We start from the raw sequence: 19,176 nt of genomic DNA on the forward strand, positions 1-19,176 counted from the left end.
GCTCTTTTATAAGATTTTCCTTAATTATTTTTGCCAAAGTGAAAGTTTTTATTGCTTCTGTATACGCGCGTTGTTATCAGGCGTAAATAAACAAATGCATAAGGCGCAAACGACGCCATTATTTACCAATGCAATTAACAATAACGAACAACTGTTTATGGCATTTTACTTCTGGCGTATCAACCGATTCGGCAGATGGGAGAAATATTATTCTGTTCAACGTCGGGGAGCCTTTGTATCCGGTATCCACTGTCTGTTCCGTGAAAATTTCTTACCCACGGAAACCATAAGCATCAGCTATGAATATATTCTCTGCAAGCATCTCATTGCTAATACCGAATTCAGCTATCTGGCGCTGCCCGAAAATTATAACCGCCTGTTTATTCCCCGAACAAAAGCGCCCACAGATAACCGTCTCAAAACGTTAAACAGCAAAGGGGTTGGCATACTGCTTGCCGCCGGAGGTATCTACAACGGGAATATAGACGGGTTCAGAGACACGGCGGAAAAGTTGGGCGGCGATGCGCCTGCGGGTTACAAGCAGGTTATGGATAACAAAGGATTGCTTATCCTTGGTGCTTCAGTAGCTGCTGGATTAACAATGGGAAGGATGAAATTTCCTGAATTAGAAGAACTGGAGCAGTTTGGAGCGAAAGGAACTTATACATCAAGGCCATTTGATCCAGATAAAGCGGGAGGCCCTGTTGAACATCTTACAACTGAAGGCGTAAATATTACCTATGAAGGAATTGCAATTGTAGAAAAACACATATCTCGCTTCGATCCAGATCCTGGTAATGAATTTATGGTAAGCCGTTTAAAAAAGATAGCGAGCGGTGAATTGTTACCAGAACAAGTGGATTTAAACTACTACATTCATGAATGTCGAGAGTATCAACGTTATTGCAATTTAGGTTGGGAAACTGGCAGGCCAAGCGATAACCAAGAGGCTTATGATCTATGGAATAACACGCATACATCAACACTCGAAGATTATAGAATAGCTGGTAATGACCTTTATCACCCGGATGCACCATCATGGTAAACAACACTGAACTTAACATCTTGAAATTATTAGCTTCCAGAGATGACGTAAATTGGACCTGGTATAATCTTGATCGCGCAATGACCAGTAGGAAAATGGATGGAGTTGGTAACGTAGTCAGACTCATAAATAACCTATCTAAAGCGGGTTTAGTCGATATAGTAACAAGAACCCCCTCAGGAATGGATTATTATCGCGTATCCGCCCAAGGCCATAAGTTGCTAATCGAAATTGACCAGCATCACCAAGACCATTCACTATAGTGAAAACTACTCGACAAGCCCTCTCCCATCGAAGAGGGCCACTTGCCTTAATATCCCGCCGTTAAATCATCGACCGAACGCGGGTCGGATGCGCCATACAGTTCACCGTCCGGTCCAACCATAATACTTTGGGTGCTGCCCATCGCTTCTTTCAGCGCCACTTTCTGCCCTTTCTGTTCCAGCAACTTTAGCGTATCGGGGCTGAAGCCCTTTTCTACCCGCAGTTCGTCCGGCAACCATTGATGATGGAAACGCGGCGCGTTGGTCGCTTCGGCGACGTTCATTCCGAAATCAATGCTGTTCACTACCATTTGCAGCACGGTAGTGATGATTCGACTCCCGCCAGGGCTGCCAGTGACCAGCCATGTTTTGCCCTCTTTCACCACAATGGTCGGCGACATCGACGACAGCGGTCGTTTGCCAGGCCCAATCGCGTTAGCATCGCCGCCCACCAGCCCGTAAACATTGGGCACGCCGGGTTTTGCCGAGAAATCATCCATTTCATTATTCAGTAAAATGCCGCTGTTGCCCGCCACAATCCCGGTACCAAAGGTAGTGTTCAGGGTGTAGGTCACCGCGACGGCGTTACCGTCTTTATCGACTACCGAGTAATGGGTGGTTTGGTTGCTTTCGTAGGGTGCCAGCTTGCCGGGACGAATCTGGCTGGAGGGCTTCGCTTTGTTGATATCGATCTGTTCAGCGAGCGATTTGGCGTACGCTTTGTTCGTCAGCGCCTGCCACGGCACCTTAACGAAGTCCGGATCGCCAAGGTATTCCGACCGATCGGCATAGGCATATTTTTCTGCCTCTGCCATGACCTGCATGGCGTCCGCGCTGCCAAAGCCGTATTTCTTCATATCAAAGTTTTCGAGGATATTGAGGATCTGCACAATATGGATCCCGCCGGAAGACGGCGGAGGCATGGAATAAACCTCATAACCGCGATAATTGCCGCTAATCGGCGTGCGCTCTACCGCTTTATAGGCGGCTAAATCCGCTTTGCCAATCAGACCACCATTTTTTTGCATCTCTTCGGCTATCTGGTCGGCAATGGCCCCTTTATAGAAGGCATCCGGCCCGTTCTCAGCGATCATCTCCAGACTTTTCGCCAGGTTGGTTTGTACGAGTCTGTCGCCTTTTTTCAGCGGCTCGCCGTCTTTCCAGAAGATAGCCTTGCTGTTCTCATGTTGAGGGATCACTTCACTGCCGTAGGTTTTCAGATCATCGGCCAGCGCATCATTAACGATAAACCCCTCTTGCGCCAGTTTAATAGCCGGACGAACGACTTTGTTGAGCGGCAGGGTGCCGTATTTGTCCAGCGCCAGCGAGAATCCCGCTACCGTTCCGGGCGTACCGGATGCCAGATGTGAGGTCAGAGATTTTTTGCTGTCCGGATTGCCCTGCTCGTCCAGAAACATATCACGCGTGGCGTTAGCAGGAGCCATTTCACGAAAGTCGATCGCCGTGGTTTTACCGTCTTTGGTTCGCAGCAGCATAAACCCGCCGCCGCCCAGGTTACCGGCCTGCGGGTGCGTTACCGCCAGTGCATAACCCACGGCCACAGCTGCATCCACAGCATTACCGCCCTGCTTTAAGATATCCACCCCAACCTGCGTCGCCATTGCATCCACGGACGCCACCATCCCCTGCGTTGCTCGCTCGGGATGAAAGATATCTTCTTCAACACCATAGGAGACGGGCGGCGCGTCGGGAGGATTGGCCACCGCGTTAAATGTCCCCCCGGCCAGCAGAGCGGCAATCGCCACCCAGCGCATAAACGTTGGTTTCATCGTTGTTTTTCTCCAGATAAATGGGTGTATGTCCCGTTTAATCCTGGTTCACAATGCTTAAAAAATCATCGTCATGAAGAAATAGAGATACACTTAAAAAGAGGCCTCATCGGGAGGAGACGACAATGAAACGCTTACTACTTATTACGGCTTTATTGCCATTTACGGTATTTGCCCAACCAATTAACACTATGAATAACCCTAATAAGTCAGGCTACCAGATCCCCAGCCAACAGCGTATGCAGACGCAGATGCAAACGCAGCAACTTCAGCAACAAAGTATGTTGAAGCAACAGATACAGACGCAGGCGCGCAACCAGCAGCAGCATCTACAGTCGCAATTGAATTCCAATACGCAGCGGGTGCAGCAGGGACAGCCGGGCAACGGTATGCTCGGCCAGCAACCAGTTCCCAATAGCAACGGAGGCATGTTGAGCGGCGCAGGCAACCCCGACAAAATGCTAAATAGCCAACAGCGCATGTTACCGCGAAACAGCGGGACGCCATCGCCTGACATCCCGCTGAAAACCATCAGCCCTTAAAGCGGAAAACAGGGGCCAATATCGTCAATGCGATCGGTACAGATACAGTCCACGCCCCAGCGCAGCAGCTCTGCTGCGCGCTGCGGCTGGTTGACGGTGTAAACCAGAATCCGTAGCCCTGCTGCCTTAATTTCTTGTACTCGCCGTTCATCCAGCAACTTATGGTTAAGGTGCAGGGAAACGCAGCCCAGACGCGTCGTAAGTTCGCGCCAGTCTTCACGCCATTTATCCAGCAGTAACCCGCGCGGCAACTCAGGCGTGACCGCCTGTGCCGCTTCCAGCGCATCAATTTCAAACGAAGAAAGCAGTGGCGGTGTCATATCAGCCCACAGCTCACGGGCAGCCTGAGCCACAACGCGTCCCGTTAACGGCCCGGTTCCAGTCGTCGGCTTAATCTCAATATTTGCCATCATGCCATGTTTACGGCAACGCTCCGCCACCTGTGAGAGCAATGGCAGCGGTTCGCCTTTAAACTCACCGCTGAACCAGCCGCCGGCATCCACACGCTGTAAATCCTGCCAGTTCAGTTCACCTGCCACACCCCAGCCGTTGCTGGTCCGCTCAAGATTGTCATCATGCAGCAGGAAGATCTCGCCGTCTTTCGACAGTTTGGTGTCAAACTCAATCATAGTGTGCCCATACTGCGCGCCCACATCGATCGCCGCCAGAGTGTTTTCCGGCGCGAGTTTACCGCCACCGCGGTGGGCGACAATAGGGGGATAAGGCCAGTGACTCATACGCGTTGTCCTGTTTCACCATTAAATAAATGCAAATGATTCTCCGGCAGGCGCAACCAAAGCATACTGCCTGCCGCCGGACGTTGCTGGTGAGCCAGACGCACCACCAGTTTCTGATCGCCCCACCGTCCATGCGCCAGATTATCCGCCCCCAGAATTTCCAGCGTGTCTACCGTTAGCGGCACGCCGCCTTCCGCCTGCGAGCTTAACGCAATATGCTCCGGGCGGATACCCAGCGTCATTTTGCGTCCAGCCTGACGACGATAATTGCCGCCGAGCGGTAACACCATACCACCAGGTAGTTCGAAACGATCGCCAGAGGCGCTGATTACACCGTCCAGCAGGTTCATCGCCGGGCTGCCGATAAAGCTCGCCACGAAACGGCTGGCTGGTTTTTCATACACCTCTACCGGCGTACCGACCTGCTCTGCAACGCCTTTGTTCATTACCATAACCCGCTGGGCAAGGGTCATTGCTTCCACCTGATCGTGGGTCACGTACAGCGAGGTGGTTTTCAGCCGCCGGTGCAGGTGCTGAAGCTCCAGACGCATCTGCACACGCAGCTTAGCATCGAGGTTAGAGAGCGGTTCATCGAATAAAAAGACCGCCGGATCGCGCACTATCGCCCGCCCCATTGCCACACGTTGCCGCTGACCGCCGGAAAGCTCGCGTGGACGACGTTTGAGCAGGCCATCCAGCTCAAGGATGCGCGCCGCCTCTTTAACCCGCTCTTCGATATGCCCCTTGCTCATACCGCGAATTTTCAGTCCCCACGCCATGTTCTCCTCTACGCTCATATGCGGATAGAGTGCGTAGTTCTGGAATACCATCGCGATGCCGCGATCTTTAGGTTCCATCTCCGTAACCCGTTTGCGGTCAATCCAGATATCACCGCTGGTCACGCGCTCAAGGCCTGCGACCATCCGCAATAGCGTTGATTTTCCGCAGCCGGAAGGCCCAACCATCACGATAAATTCGCCGTCCGCGACATCCAGCGTCAACGGTTGGATTACCTGGGTCTTGCCGTCCCAGCTTTTACTTACTGCCTGTAGTTTTAAACCAGCCATTTTTATTTCTCACTATCGACCAGGCCACGCACGAAGGCACGCTGCATGGCTAACACGATGATTACCGGAGGGATGAGCGTCAGCAGCATGGCTGCCATAACGTGGTTCCACTGCGTCGAGCCCTCTCCGGTAGCAATCATCCCTTTGATTCCCGCCACGGCAGTGCCCAAATCGACATCGGTGATAATCAATAACGGCCACAGATACTGGTTCCAGCCGTAAATAAAAGTGATAACGAACAGCGCCGCCAGATTGGTTTTCGACAGTGGCAGCACAATATCGCGGAAAAAACGCATTGGGGAAGCACCGTCAATACGCGCCGCTTCCACCAACTCATCCGGCAGCGTCATAAAGAACTGGCGAAACAGAAAAGTGGCGGTAGCGGAGGCCATCAGCGGCAGCGTCAGCCCCGCATAGCTGTCGAGCATTTTCAGGTTGGCAATAACTTCCACCGTCGGGAAGATACGCACTTCAACCGGCAGCATCAGGGTGATAAAAATCATCCAGAAGAACAGGTTACGCAGGGGAAAACGAAACCAGACAATGGCGAACGCGGAAAGCATAGATACCGTGATTTTGCCGACTGTAATGCTCAACGCCATAATGAAACTGTTAAGCATCATCAGCCAGAAGGGCGCGCTATTGACACCTACGCCATTAACCCAGATGGTTTTGATATTTTCCAGCAGATGCGAACCGGGGATCAGCGTCATCGGTGTCTCAAACACCGCGCGGTTGTCCAGCGTTGCGGCAACAAACGCGACATACAACGGAAACAAAATGACCATAATGCCCAGAATCAGCATGGTGTGGCTGAATATTGTCAGCCCGCGTCGATTTTCTATCATTGATAACGCACCTTACTTTCCACATAGCGGAACTGCACTACCGTCAGAATGATGACGAGGAACATCAAGATGACGGACTGCGCGGCGGATGCCGAGAGATCCAGTCCGGTAAATCCTTCGCGGTAGATCTTATAAATTAGCGTCGTGGTGGCCTGTACCGGCCCGCCTGCGGTCGCGGCATCGATTACCGGGAAGGTGTCGAAAAAGGCATACACCAGGTTGACTACCAGCAGGAAGAAACTCACCGGCGCGATAAGCGGCAGAGAAAGCCGGAAGAAACGCCGAATCGGTCCGGCGCCGTCAATCGCCGCCGCCTCGACCAACGAGCGGGGAATGGACTGCAACGCCGCGAAGAAAAACAGAAAGTTGTAGCTGATTTGCTTCCACACTGAGGCAAATACCACCAGGAACATCGCCTGGCCACTGTTTTGCGCATGGTTCCAGTCATAACCGAATTCGCCGAGAAAATGGGTGATTAATCCCCGCCCCGGATTAAACAGGAAAATCCACAATACGGCGGCAACAGCGGGCGCGACGGCATAAGGCAGGAGCATCAGCGTCTGATAAAAGCGGCTGCCGCGGACCACATAATCTACCAGGGCGGCGAAAAACAGCGAGACCAGCAGGCCGCTAAACGTCACCAGTGTGCTGAATTTAATCGTCGTCCAGAACGAGTCGAGGTAATAGCTGTCATGAAAGAGCGTAACGAAATTCTCCAGCCCGACAAATTGACTGGAAAAACCAAACGGATCGACGCTTTGCAGTGAATACCACAGCGCTTCGCCCGCAGGCCAGATAAAGAATATAAGGGTGATAACCAGCTGCGGGGCCACCAGCAGATAGGGTAGCCAGCGCGAGCGGAATACCGGACGGAAAGATGACATGAGGATTAGGTTCCTGAACAGCGCCGGGAGGCGGCTTCGCCTTACCCGGCCTACGGTCTTGTAGGCCCGGTAAGCGCAGCGCCACCGGGCCTATCACACATTACGCTTTGCTTGATTTCTCAAAACGGCGCAGCAACTGGTTACCGCGCTCCACGGCGGCGTCCAGCGCCTGCTGAGGCGTTTTCTTGCCGGTCCAGACGCTTTCCAGCTCTTCGTCAACGATGGTGCGGATCTGCGGCATATTGCCAAGGCGCAGGCCTTTAGTGAATGCCAGCGGCGGCTTGTTCAGCATCTGGCGGGTGGCAATGTCCGCCCCCGGGTTTTTATCGTAGTAGCCTTGCTCGCGAGTCAGCTCATACGCGGCGGTGGTAATCGGTAGATAGCCGGTTTTTTGGTGCCATTCGGCGGCGTTTTCCGGCTTCGCCAGGAAATCGAGGAATTTCGCGACACCAGTATAGGTTTCTTTATCTTTGCCCTGCATCACCCACAGACTGGCGCCGCCGATAATCGCGTTTTGCGGCGCACCTTTGATATCTCCGTCATACGGCATCATCCCTACGCCGTAATTAAATTTGGCGTACTGGCGGATGTTGGCAAGCGAGCCGGAAGAGGCGGTAGTCATCGCACAGTCCCCGTTATAAAACTTCTCGGTAGATTCGTCTTTGCGACCAACGTAACTAAAATCGCCCTTCTTGTTCATCTCCTGCAACAAGGCAATATGTTTCACCTGCTCCGGCTTATTAAACTCCAGCACCGCGTCCGTACCGTCAAACCCATTATTTTTGCTGGCGAAAGGCAGACCGTTCCAGGCGCTAAAGTTTTCCAGTTGGATCCAGCCCTGCCAGCCGCTGGCGTAGCCGCATTTCATTCCTGACGCACGCAGTTTCGCGGTATAGTCAGCCAGCTCCTGCCAGGTTTTCGGCGGCTGTTCTGGATCTAACCCAGCTTTTTTGAAGGCGTCTTTGTTGTAGTACAACACCGGGGTGGAGCTGTTAAAGGGTTGAGAAAGTAAATGGCCCGATTTCGCATCGGTGTAATAGCCTGAAACAGTTGGAACAAACTGCGACTCGTCAAAGTTAATCCCGGCATCTTTAAAAACTTCATACACGGGTTTGATGGCTTTTGACGCCATCATGGTCGCCGTCCCGACCTCATAAACTTGCAAAATAGCCGGCGCGTTGCCGGTACGGAAAGCGGCTATTCCGGCGCTCAGGTTCTGCTCATAGTTACCCTTATACACCGGCACGATTTTGTAATCCGGGTTGGCCTGGTTGAAACGTTGCGCCAGTGAATCAACTTCTTTGCCCAGTTCGCCTTCCATAGAGTGCCAGAATGGGATAGTCGTAACTGCCAGCGCCTGACCTGCAAATGCCACACTTAACGCCAGTCCTAAAGCGGTATGTCGTAACGATATCATCGGTTATCTCTCTTTTTTGTGCCGGATGCGCGATATCACGCGGTTTATGTTCGCGGGGGTAACATGACATGCTCGAATGACAGAAAAATAACTTTTTTATTACAAAAAAAAGATAGTAAGGCGACAGAGAGATGGCAAGGCAGTGAATATCCGGCGAAGGAAAAGTGAGAGCTATGGCACGTCTGACGCGAAAGAAGCGCCAGACAGGATAAAACAGGATATCGACGATTTAATCACGAAACTTTTTTTCATCGCCATTCTGCCAGCGTCGCTGCTCTCGTCGTTCGCGTTCGCGCTGAATATTGGATTTTTCATCTTCCCATCTGGCACAGTGCGGGCCACTGCGCACTTCACAGGGTACATCGACCAGAGGATAAGGCGCAGGAGGTTGTTCCTCCTGCCAGATGGTGGGATCGCGGGGATCGAAATCATTTGAGGTGATCGCATGGGCATTCAATGCCGCAACGAGGATCACGGTTGCCATGATGCAGGTACCAGAACGTATCATCCTTTTTCCTTGTTCTGTGTTTATTATTGATAATCATTATCAATAATAACATAACTGTATCAAAAATCAGCAACCGGTGTTCCCGGGCGGAGTCTGCGCCATATTCAGCCTACAACGCCATACCGCCACTTAGCCGCCTAAATAAGCGCTTCTGACCGCTTCGTTCGCCAGAAGCCGCGCGCCGGTATCCTCCAGTACCACATGACCGTTTTCCAGCACGTAGCCGCGATCGGCCAGCTTCAGCGCCTGGTTAGCGTTTTGTTCAACGAGGAAGATGGTCATCCCCTGCTCACGCAGTTGCTCGATGGTGTCGAAAATCTGCTGAATGATGATTGGCGCTAACCCCAGCGACGGCTCATCCAATAGCAGCAGACGCGGCTGGCTCATTAACGCCCGGCCAATCGCCAGCATTTGCTGTTCACCGCCGGACATGGTGCCCGCCCGCTGAATACGGCGCTCGTGCAGACGCGGGAACAACTCGTACACCCACTTGATGCGCTCCTGGAACGGCTCGCGCCCGGCAAAGAAGCCCCCCATCGCCAGGTTCTCTTCCACCGTCATACGCGAGAAGACGCGACGCCCTTCCGGCACAATCGCCACCGCTTCGCGCATAATTTTCGCCGTCTGCCAGTCGGTAATGTCTTTATCATCAAACACAATACGTCCGCTGGAAGCGCGTGGATCGCCACACAGGGTACCCAGTAGCGTGGTTTTTCCCGCCCCATTCGCGCCAATCAGGGTCACAATTTCCCCTTGATTGATGTGCAGACTCACTTCATGCAGCGCCTGAATCTTGCCATAGTGGGCGCTAACCTTGTCGAAAGATAACATCACTTTATCCATCTTATGCCTCACCCAGATAAGCGCGGATCACGTCCGGGTTGTTGCGGATCTGTTCCGGCGTACCGTTCGCCAGCGGCGTGCCCTGGTTCACCACGTAGATACGATCGGAAATTCCCATCACCAGCTTCATATCGTGCTCAATCAGCAAAATGGTGGTGTTATGATGGTTACGTAACTCGGCGATCAGCTCGTCCAGCGCTTTGGTCTCTTTTGGATTAAGACCAGCTGCAGGCTCATCGAGCATCAAAATTTCCGGTTGTGTCACCATGCAGCGGGCAATCTCCAGCCGCCGCTGATCGCCATAGGCCAGGTTGCTGGCCTGACGGTTGGCGTGTTCAAGCAGGCCGATACGCTCAAGCCAGGTTGCCGCTCTGTCCAGCGCGTCGCTCTGTGCGCGACGAAATGATGGCGTTTTCAACAGGCCAGAGAAAATGCCGGTTTTCAGCTGCTGGTGCTGCGCGACCAACAGGTTTTCAATCACCGTCATTTCACGAAACAGACGCACATGTTGAAAGGTACGAACCAGGCCCATACGGGCAATTTGCTGGCCCGGCAGACCTTCCAGATGCTTATCGCGCAGCATGATAGTGCCGCCGGTTGGCTTATAAAAACCGGTGAGGCAGTTAAAAACGGTGGTTTTTCCGGCGCCGTTTGGGCCGATCAGAGAGACGATCTCACGCGGGTGCAGCTCCAGCGACACGTTATTGACCGCCAGCAGGCCGCCAAAACGCATCATCAGGCCGTTAACCGATAATAAAGGCTGACTCATACCTGCTCTCCTTCTTTCACGGCCCCGTTTTTCAGCTTCAACTGGGGACGGGTCATCGGCAGCAAGCCTTGTGGACGCCAAATCATCATCAGTACCATCAAACCACCCAGCATCAACATGCTGTACTCATTGAAGTCACGCATCAACTCGCGCGATACCACCAGCAGAATTGCCGCCAGAATGACCGCAAATTGCGAGCCCATACCGCCGAGCACCACAATCGCCAGCACGAAGGCGGATTCGGCGAAGGTGAAGGATTCCGGGCTGACGAAGCCCTGACGGGCGGCAAACAGAGTACCGGCAAAACCAGCAAACGCGGCGCTGATAGTAAAAGCGGTCAGCTTGATGCGCGTCGGGCTTAACCCCAGCGAACGACAGGCAATTTCATCCTCACGCAGCGCTTCCCATGCCCGTCCCAGCGGCATACGCAGCAGGCGATTAATCACGAACAGCGAGAATACCACCAGCAGTAGCGCCACCAGATAAAGGAAAATAACCCGATCGGAAGGATCATACTTCATGCCAAAGAAATTACTGAAGGTATCCCAGCCGCCCTCGCGAACGCTACGGCTAAACTCCAGTCCGAAAAAGGTCGGTTTCGGGATCTGGCTGATCCCGTTCGGGCCGCCGGTCACTTCGGTATTGTTGAGCAGCAGGATACGGACGATTTCGCCAAAGCCCAGCGTCACAATCGCCAGATAGTCGCCGCGCAGCCTCAGCACCGGGAAGCCAAGCAGAAAGCCCGCCGCCGCCGCTACCAACCCTGCCAATGGCAGACAGGTCCAGAACCCTAAACCGTAATAGTGGTTAAGCAGCGCAAATGTATAGGCGCCGATGGCATAGAAGCCGCCGTAACCCAGCACCAGCAAACCAGAAAGCCCTACCACTACGTTTAAGCCCAGCCCGAGAATGATGTAAATCATGGTCAGGGTGGCAATATCCACCGTACCGCGTGACACCATAAACGGCCACGCCACGGCAATCACCAGCAGCGCCACGAGGAACAGCTTCTGCTTCACCGTAGAGCCATCAATCGCTGGCAGAATAAACTTCGGCCCGGAAACGTGCTTCAGGCTTTTTCGAAACACAGGGCGCAGAAGCTGGAAGACAAAAACCACCGCCGTGCCGATAAACACCCACTGCCAACGGATATCGGAGGCCGTATCCACCACCAGTCTGGTGCCCTCCAGCCCCAGTTGCACGCCCATAAAAACGCCTGCCAGGATGAAAAACATCACGGCAGAGAGTAGCGCCATCGCAAAATGCATCGGTTTCATACTTTCTCTACCTCCGGACGGCCCAGAATCCCGGTCGGCATCACCAGCAGCACCAGAATCAGCAGCGCGAAAGACACCACGTCCTTATATTCGGTACTCAGATAAGCGGAAGATAATGCTTCAGCGACGCCCAGAATCAAGCCGCCAATCATCGCACCCGGAATGCTACCAATGCCGCCCAGTACTGCAGCCGTAAAGGCCTTCATCCCGGCCATAAACCCGATATACGGGTTAATCACACCGTAAAACTGGCCGAGCAGCACGCCAGCTACCGCCGCCATCGCCGCGCCGATAACGAATGTCAGGGCAATCACCCGATCAGTATTGATGCCTAACAGACTCGCCATTTTCAGATCTTCGGCGCAGGCGCGGCAGGCGCGTCCCATCCGTGAGTAGCGGATAAATAGCGTCAGGGCCAGCATCGCGAGGAAGGTAACAATCCAGATAACCGCCTGCATAGTGGTGATGGACGCAGAAAAGTTTTCGCTGCTGCCAACGATCCACTGGCCGTTAAACAGGCTGGGCAACGCCACATCACGCGAGCCTTCGGTCAGGCTCACGTAGTTTTGCAGGAAGATAGACATACCAATCGCCGAAATCAGCGCAATCAGACGCTTGGAGTTACGCACGGGCCGGTAAGCGACCCGCTCAATACTCCAGCCATAAGCGCTGGCGATCACGATCGCGCCGATGAATCCGGCAGCCACCAGCAGCCAGCTGGCGTCAATGCCCATCATCATGAGCGCGGCGATGATCATAAAGGAGACATAGCTGCCTATCATGTACACCTCGCCGTGGGCGAAGTTGATCATACCGATAATGCCGTACACCATCGTATAGCCGATGGCGATGAGCGCGTAGGTGCTTCCCAGCGTGACGCCGTTAAACATCTGCTGCAAAAAATAGAGAAACTGCTCGGACATATGCAAACCTTTTTATAGCCGCCCGGCAGGGACGGGCGGTGGGATAATTATTTGGCGACGGTTGATGAACCGTCGGCATGCCACTGGAAGACACCAAATTCAAATCCCTTCAGATCGCCTTTTTCATCCCAGGAAATAGGCCCAATCACGGTATTCGCACCGCTTGCTTTCAAATCGTTAGCCAGCGCCAACGGATCTTTACTGCTGCTGCGATCCAGGGCAGTTGCCAGCGACTGCACAGCAGCATAGGTGATCCACACATACGGGCCGCTGGGGTCTTTTTTGTCCGCTTTCAGCGCGTCGACGATCGCTTTGTTCGCCGGATCCTGGTCATAGCGTTTTGGCATGGTGACCAGCATACCTTCCGCCGCATCGCCCGCGATGTTAGACAGCGAAGCGTTACCGACGCCTTCCGGCCCCATAAACTGCGTCTTCAGACCATTCGCGCGTGCCTGGCGCAGCATTTGACCCATTTCCGGGTAATAACCGCCGTAATAAACGAAGTCGATGTTTTCTTTCTGCAGGCGGGCAATCAGCGCGGAAAAGTCTTTTTCGCCAGCGGTGATGCCATCAAAGAACACGATATTCGCGTTAGCCGCCTTCAGCCCATCCTGCACTGAACGCGCCAGTCCTTCTCCGTATTGCTGTTTGTCATGAATAATGGCGATGCGCTGCGGTTTCACTTTTTCAAGGATATATTTCGCAGCGGTCGGTCCCTGAGAGGAGTCCAGACCCGCGGTGCGCATGATGTACGCATAGCCGCGCTGGGTCAGTTCCGGATTAGTGGCGCCCGGAGAAATCATCAGAATGCCTTCATCTTCATAGATATCTGAAGCGGGCTGCGTGGAAGAGGAGCACAGATGACCGATAACGTACTGAATACCGTCATTAACAATTTTGTTAGCGACTGCAACGGCCTGTTTTGGATCGCAGGCGTCGTCATACTCCACACCCACCAGCTTATCGCCCTTGATCCCCCCCCTGGCGTTAATATCTTTAATGGCCTGACGCGCGCCGTTAAATTCCATGTCGCCCCACTGCGCGACCGGGCCGGACATCGCCCCGACCACCGCAATTTTAATATCGTCTGCCATTGCTCCTTGCGAGACAGCTAATGCAACGATCCCTGCGATTATCGTTTTCGCTTTCCGTTTCATATGCCAGTATCCCCGTTCGTGATGTTATATATTTTGTGTTTTGCTGGTTAAAAAGCAGACTGTGCTTTTATCAATGATGCGTTTTTACCTGTCTCATTAAGGAGTTAGAACATCATTTAACGCATGATGAGATTAAAATCTCTATTTTTCAGTCTATTAAGGAAAGATAATATTCTGCTTTTAGCCATAGATGAACAAAAAAAATTGCAGTTGTCAGCATAAAATAACGGCACAATAAGCGGAATAATTCACTAGTATTCAGGGAATTATGCTGCCTGTTTTTCATTCTGCAATGTTTCAAACTATGGTTATCGTTGTTAAAAAATTAATAAGCTAAGAAACGACACAAAAAAGAGAAAGCGTCTGACCTGACTATTTCGGTACACTAATCACATCTTTCACGATTTGGACATGCTGCCATGAAGCTGACTATTGTTCGTTTAGAACATTTTAGCGCCCAGGATCTGATCGACCTGGGTAAAATCTGGCCGGAATACTCCGCCGCGTCTTTAAGCGTAGATGATACGCATCGGATTTATGCCGCCCGCTTTAACGAGCGTCTGCTGGCCGCCGTCAGGGTGACGCTGAGCGGAACGCAAGGCGCGCTGGATTCTTTACGCGTGCGCGACGTTACCCGGCGTCGCGGCGTCGGTCAGTATCTGGTGGAAGAAGTGATACGCGATAACCCGGCTATCGCCTCCTGGTGGATGGCTGATGTCGGCGTTGAAGATCGGGCAGTGATGGCAGCGTTTATGCAAGCCTTAGGCTTTACCGCCCAGCAGGACGGCTGGGAGAAGCGTTAATCAACGAGTTCAGTCGACTTCATGGGATAAAGGAACGAAGCCCAGCGCCTGATTTCGTTGTGAGGCTGGACAGGAAATTACACGGAAAAAGCCGGGGGGCGGCTACGCTTTACCCGGCCTACAATACAAATAGTGCAACATCAATAAGTGAAATTGCTCTCTGTAGATCTGATAAGCGTAGCGCCACCCGGCCAATCCTTATTTCGCGTCGGTCGCCGTACCGTTAGCATGCCAGGTAAACACGCCGAACTCGAAGCCTTTCAAATCACCCTTCTCATCCCATGATAGCGGCCCCATCACGGTTTCCACCGTGTTCGCTTTCAGGTATTTGGCGATTTCCGCCGGATCGTCAGACTGATTCAGCCCTGCCTGTAACGATTGCAGCGCGGCATAAGTGGTCCAGACGAAGGCGCCGCTCGGATCCTGTTTTTTCGCTTTAATAGCGTCCACGATCGGTTTGTTGGCGGGTACCTGATCGTAGTTCTTCGGCTTGGTCACCAGCATACCTTCCGCCGAATCACCGGCAATATTAGACAAAGAAACGTTCGCTACCCCTTCCGGCCCCATAAACTGCGTCTTCAGGCCAGCTGCGCGTGCCTGGCGTAAAATCTGCCCCATTTCCGGGTGATAGCCGCCGTAGTAAACAAAATCGATATTCTCTTTTTTCAGGCGCGCCACCAGAGTGGAGAAATCTTTCTCGCCTGCGGTGATACCGTCAAAAAACACTACGTTAGCATTGCCCTTCTTCAGGCCGTCCTGTACCGCACGCGCAAGGCCTTCGCCGTACTGCTGTTTATCGTGGATGATGGCGATACGCTGCGGTTTTACGCTCTCAAGGATATATTTCGCCGCCGTAGGGCCTTGATCAGAGTCCAGACCGGTAGTACGCAAAATCAGGTTATAGCCACGTGCGGTCAGCTCTGGCGCGGTGGCCGCCGGGGTGATCATCAGAATACCTTCGTCTTCATAGATGTCAGAAGCGGGCTGCGTGGAGGAAGAACAAAGGTGGCCGATCACATATTTAATACCGTCGTTAACCACTTTGTTAGCGACCGCAACCGCCTGTTTCGGGTCACAGGCATCGTCATATTTCACCGCGACCAGCTTATTGCCCTTAATACCGCCTTTGGCATTAATATCGGCAATCGCCTGCTCCGCGCCGGTAAATTCCTGATCGCCATACTGCGCCACGGGCCCCGACATCGCGCCGACCACCGCCACTTTAATCTCTTCTGCCAGCGCCTGGCTGCTCATAATTAAGGCAATACATCCTGCCAGTAACGCTTTACCCTTCATATTCATCCTGAAGCTCCCCATGATTGTGGTTATTGCATTTGTTATGATGTTGTTTTTTAGCGCATTATTCTGTTTTATGAAATAAGAAAAGCATATGATAGCTATCTAAAGGGCTGCATTGCGCTCTTTTGCAGCACACTATGCTAAACATAACGCTATTCACCCGGATTTGAAAAGATAAAATTAGCGGAAATGTAAAAGAATAGTGACAAAAAAACCGCGCCCGTGATGCCGGCGCGGGGGAGCCAAATAGCCGCTTTACCAACCGGCCGGGAGATAGCCCAGCGCAGAAGCAATGGCATACACGGCGCTACAAAGGTACAACAACACAATGAAGGTCTGGATCAGGGGATGAGTAATGAGTGCCGGACACGTCCAGCCCGGCGTAAGGTCGCCGCGCTGGCGCGCCCCTTTTAGCATCAGAATGGGCATGATAGACAGGATCACCCCGCTGAAGACGCCCGCAAAATAAAGCGCATTTACAAACGACACCATACCGCTATAAGCGAGAATAAACGGTGGTATCACGACGACCAGCAGCACCAGAAAGCGTTTGACTGGCTGGCTGTCATCGCCCAAACGGAACTGGTCAAAGATATTGGTCAGAAAGCTGCCACCGAGCCCCCAGTAAGAGGTTAGCATCGCGCAAAGGGCAAACAGGTTCGCGGAGAAAAAGGCCCACTCCCCCAGCGCCCGCCCCCAGGAAATGGTCGCCACATCAGAAATATTATCCAGCCCGTTGAGTACAATGACCGACATCGGCACCAGCGCCAGCAGGCTGAAGGTAATTCCCATCCCGACCATAATCGCCTTCGGCAATTTTTCTGGCTTGTCAGTAAAACCGCGCGCCATTTCCGGTACGATATACTGCGCCGAGAAACAAAACGCCACAACGTTAAAGACCGGCACCATATACAGCCAGTTGCCATCCAGCAGGTAACGCATTTGCGTCGTGTCTTTCAGCATCGTGGCGACGATCAGGATAGCAATCATCACCACCATACCGATACTGATAAATTTTTCCCCGCGACCGATCGCTTTCAGACCAAGGTAAAGCACCCCGGCGGCGGGAATGAAAAATAATACGCTGCCCAGTGCCGGCGAGATGCCCAGCAGAGAATGCAGCAGCTTACCGCTTCCGCTCATATAGGCGATCAGCGCGCCAACGCTGTTCACGCAGACGGAAAGGAACATCATTAGCGCGCCAAATCGCCCGACATAACGATGCGACAAACCGCTTAACTGCAAATGTTTACGGGTACGTAAGGTAGATTCAGCCACATACAGCATGGTGATAGTGGTCAGGCTCCCCACCAGCACCAGCCAGAACAACAGCGGCAGGAAGCCGGCTTTGCTGGAGGCGTAGGCGATAGAAAGTACGCCTGCGCCAATGTTCGTGCCGACAATCATCGACACGCCTTCAACGAAACTCAGAGATTTAGCCGGTACAGCGGTACGCTCCCGGCGCGACAGGGCCGGGGAAAAGGTGGAATTTTCAGACATAATATTTTCCGTTTTACTCCGGCGACAATCGCCGCCGGAAAAAAGGTGATATCAGGGTGATTAACCACTCACGCTGAGCACGAACGACACAAGGGTCGTAAAGGCTTCCCTGCCGCTGTAGAGATTTTCCGGGCGCGTCAGGCGCGCAGCACACGGGCCAGAATATCCAGCGCTTTGCTGAACTGGGCATCCGGGATTGTTAAGGGATAAAGGAAACGGATAACGTTACCGTAGACACCGCAGCTCAACAGCAGCAGGCCGTTTTCCTGAGCTTTGCGCTGTACCTGGCGGGTATATTCCGCAGACGGCTCGCCGCTTTGCGGATCGTTAAACTCTACTGCCACCATCGACCCCAGACCACGCACATCCGCAATCGCCGGACAGCTTGCGCGCGCCTGATTCAGCACCTCTTGCAGATGTTCACCCAGTTGATTAGCCCGCTGGCAGAGCTGTTCTTCTTCAATAATATCCAGCACCGCATGCGCGGCGGCTACTGCCAGCGGATTACCGGCATAAGTTCCGCCTAATCCACCCGGCGCAGGGGCATCCATTACTTCGGCACGCCCCACAACACCCGATAGCGGGAAGCCACCTGCCAGGCTTTTCGCCATCGTCATCAGATCGGGTTTCACCGCATAGTGCTGCATCGCAAACACCTTGCCGGTACGGGCAAAGCCGGTTTGCACTTCGTCGGCAATCAGCAAAATGCCGTGGGTATCGCACAACAGGCGCAACGCCTGCATAAAAGCGGCGGGCGCGACGTTGAAACCGCCTTCGCCCTGAATGGGCTCCAGCACAATCGCGGCGACCTGATCGGCGGCGATATCCGCTTTAAATATACGTTCCAGGCTCTTGAGCGCATCGTCAACGGAAACCCCGTGGGCAGCGTTCGGATAGACCGCGTGGTAAACCGAGCCCGGGAACGGGCCAAAGCCAATTTTGTAGGGAGCCACTTTGCCGGTCAGCGCCATGGTCATGAATGTACGGCCATGAAAACCACCGCCAAAGGTAATAAGTCCCGGGCGTCCAGTGTAGGCGCGGGCAATTTTTACAGCATTTTCAACCGCTTCGGCACCGGTGGTAAAAAACGCGGTTTTTGCTGGCCCGTCGACAGGGGCGATAGCATTAATGCGTTCTGCCAGTGAGACGTAACTCTCATAAGGGACAATCTGGTAAGCGGTATGGGTAAACGCCTGCAACTGCTGCTCTACCGCCGCCACAATCTTCGGATGGCGATGTCCGGTATTCAGCACGGCGATCCCGGCAGCAAAGTCGATCACTTCATTGCCTTCCACATCCCACAGCGTGGCGTTCTCCGCTTTCTCTACAAAGTAGTCGCACATTACACCTACGCCACGGGGAGTCGCCTGCTGGCGACGATGATTCAGTTCAGCACTTTTCACCCTCGGATCTCCTGTTAAGCATGTCACTTAATTGCAACAAATCTGAAACTATGACGTTTATTTACACAGGAGTTGGCCCTATAATCGAGTACCAATTCCGA

18 protein-coding genes are annotated in these 19,176 nt (G+C 53.1%); 3 read left to right on the forward strand and 15 right to left on the reverse strand.

What is annotated here, in order from left to right:
• The first annotated feature begins 94 nt into the window (after positions 1 to 94).
• Positions 95 to 1,045: an Hcp family type VI secretion system effector gene (locus SBG_RS16325; RefSeq protein WP_000548505.1), complete on the forward strand. Its 951-nt coding sequence runs from the start codon at positions 95 to 97 to the stop codon at positions 1,043 to 1,045.
• 310 nt (positions 1,046 to 1,355) lie between these two features.
• On the opposite strand, the gene ggt is transcribed toward SBG_RS16325, so the two are convergent.
• Positions 1,356 to 3,098, reverse strand: a complete 1,743-nt coding sequence (gene ggt / locus SBG_RS16335; RefSeq protein WP_000805085.1) for a gamma-glutamyltransferase — start codon at positions 3,096 to 3,098, stop codon at positions 1,356 to 1,358.
• Between the two features lie 125 nt (positions 3,099 to 3,223).
• On the opposite strand from ggt, the gene SBG_RS16340 reads away from it, so the two are divergent.
• Positions 3,224 to 3,640 carry a DUF2756 family protein gene (locus SBG_RS16340; RefSeq protein ID WP_000826047.1) on the forward strand — a complete coding sequence of 139 codons (417 nt, stop codon included), beginning with the start codon at positions 3,224 to 3,226 and terminating at the stop codon, positions 3,638 to 3,640.
• Here SBG_RS16340 and ugpQ read toward each other — a convergent pair.
• The 11 genes from ugpQ to livK form a co-directional block, all read right to left on the reverse strand.
• The gene (ugpQ, locus tag SBG_RS16345) at positions 3,637 to 4,377 is read right to left on the reverse strand and encodes a glycerophosphodiester phosphodiesterase (RefSeq protein WP_000020120.1); all 741 of its coding nucleotides are present in this window, start codon (positions 4,375 to 4,377) and stop codon (positions 3,637 to 3,639) included. The two genes, SBG_RS16340 and ugpQ, sit on opposite strands and share 4 nt — an antisense overlap.
• Positions 4,374 to 5,444 (reverse strand): sn-glycerol-3-phosphate import ATP-binding protein UgpC, encoded by a 1,071-nt coding sequence (locus SBG_RS16350; RefSeq protein ID WP_000907760.1) that lies wholly within the window; start codon positions 5,442 to 5,444, stop codon positions 4,374 to 4,376. Before SBG_RS16350 ends, ugpQ begins: the two co-directional genes overlap by 4 nt.
• A gap of 2 nt (positions 5,445 to 5,446) precedes the next feature.
• Positions 5,447 to 6,292, reverse strand: coding sequence for a sn-glycerol-3-phosphate ABC transporter permease UgpE (ugpE, locus tag SBG_RS16355; RefSeq protein WP_000572202.1), 846 nt, complete (start codon positions 6,290 to 6,292; stop codon positions 5,447 to 5,449).
• A complete protein-coding gene (ugpA, locus tag SBG_RS16360; protein ID WP_000094072.1) occupies positions 6,289 to 7,176 on the reverse strand; it encodes a sn-glycerol-3-phosphate ABC transporter permease UgpA in 888 nt (295 codons plus the stop codon). Before ugpA ends, ugpE begins: the two co-directional genes overlap by 4 nt.
• A gap of 100 nt (positions 7,177 to 7,276) precedes the next feature.
• Complete coding sequence (ugpB, locus tag SBG_RS16365) at positions 7,277 to 8,593, reverse strand: sn-glycerol-3-phosphate ABC transporter substrate-binding protein UgpB (RefSeq protein WP_000624756.1); 1,317 nt, start codon at positions 8,591 to 8,593, stop codon at positions 7,277 to 7,279.
• Positions 8,594 to 8,822: 229 nt separating this feature from the next.
• Positions 8,823 to 9,101 carry a hypothetical protein gene (locus SBG_RS16370; RefSeq protein WP_000621264.1) on the reverse strand — a complete coding sequence of 93 codons (279 nt, stop codon included), beginning with the start codon at positions 9,099 to 9,101 and terminating at the stop codon, positions 8,823 to 8,825.
• A 129-nt stretch (positions 9,102 to 9,230) separates the two neighbouring features.
• A complete protein-coding gene (gene livF / locus SBG_RS16375; protein ID WP_000362079.1) occupies positions 9,231 to 9,944 on the reverse strand; it encodes a high-affinity branched-chain amino acid ABC transporter ATP-binding protein LivF in 714 nt (237 codons plus the stop codon).
• 1 nt (position 9,945) lies between these two features.
• Positions 9,946 to 10,713, reverse strand: coding sequence for a high-affinity branched-chain amino acid ABC transporter ATP-binding protein LivG (gene livG, locus SBG_RS16380; RefSeq protein ID WP_000082111.1), 768 nt, complete (start codon positions 10,711 to 10,713; stop codon positions 9,946 to 9,948).
• Positions 10,710 to 11,990 (reverse strand): branched chain amino acid ABC transporter permease LivM, encoded by a 1,281-nt coding sequence (gene livM / locus SBG_RS16385; RefSeq protein WP_000803754.1) that lies wholly within the window; start codon positions 11,988 to 11,990, stop codon positions 10,710 to 10,712. The genes livG and livM overlap by 4 nt, the downstream gene beginning before the upstream one ends.
• Positions 11,987 to 12,913, reverse strand: coding sequence for a high-affinity branched-chain amino acid ABC transporter permease LivH (gene livH / locus SBG_RS16390; protein ID WP_001295102.1), 927 nt, complete (start codon positions 12,911 to 12,913; stop codon positions 11,987 to 11,989). The genes livM and livH overlap by 4 nt, the downstream gene beginning before the upstream one ends.
• Before the next feature lie 47 nt (positions 12,914 to 12,960).
• Positions 12,961 to 14,070, reverse strand: a complete 1,110-nt coding sequence (gene livK / locus SBG_RS16395; RefSeq protein ID WP_000822972.1) for a high-affinity branched-chain amino acid ABC transporter substrate-binding protein LivK — start codon at positions 14,068 to 14,070, stop codon at positions 12,961 to 12,963.
• Between the two features lie 419 nt (positions 14,071 to 14,489).
• On the opposite strand from livK, the gene panM reads away from it, so the two are divergent.
• Positions 14,490 to 14,873, forward strand: a complete 384-nt coding sequence (panM, locus tag SBG_RS16400) for an aspartate 1-decarboxylase autocleavage activator PanM (protein ID WP_000778901.1) — start codon at positions 14,490 to 14,492, stop codon at positions 14,871 to 14,873.
• A gap of 198 nt (positions 14,874 to 15,071) precedes the next feature.
• On the opposite strand, the gene livJ is transcribed toward panM, so the two are convergent.
• The 3 genes from livJ to SBG_RS16415 all read right to left on the reverse strand — a co-directional run bounded on the left by livJ (position 15,072) and on the right by SBG_RS16415 (position 19,075).
• Entirely contained in the window at positions 15,072 to 16,175 is a 1,104-nt protein-coding gene (livJ, locus tag SBG_RS16405) for a branched chain amino acid ABC transporter substrate-binding protein LivJ (protein WP_015703043.1), read from the reverse strand.
• A 252-nt stretch (positions 16,176 to 16,427) separates the two neighbouring features.
• Positions 16,428 to 17,672, reverse strand: a complete 1,245-nt coding sequence (locus tag SBG_RS16410) for an aromatic amino acid transport family protein (protein ID WP_001293911.1) — start codon at positions 17,670 to 17,672, stop codon at positions 16,428 to 16,430.
• A 137-nt stretch (positions 17,673 to 17,809) separates the two neighbouring features.
• On the reverse strand, positions 17,810 to 19,075 hold the full coding sequence (locus tag SBG_RS16415; RefSeq protein WP_000833477.1) for a 4-aminobutyrate--2-oxoglutarate transaminase: 1,266 nt from the start codon (positions 19,073 to 19,075) through the stop codon (positions 17,810 to 17,812).
• Between the last annotated feature and the right edge of the window lie 101 nt (positions 19,076 to 19,176).

This window comes from Salmonella bongori NCTC 12419, assembly GCF_000252995.1.
GTDB lineage: Bacteria > Pseudomonadota > Gammaproteobacteria > Enterobacterales > Enterobacteriaceae > Salmonella > Salmonella bongori.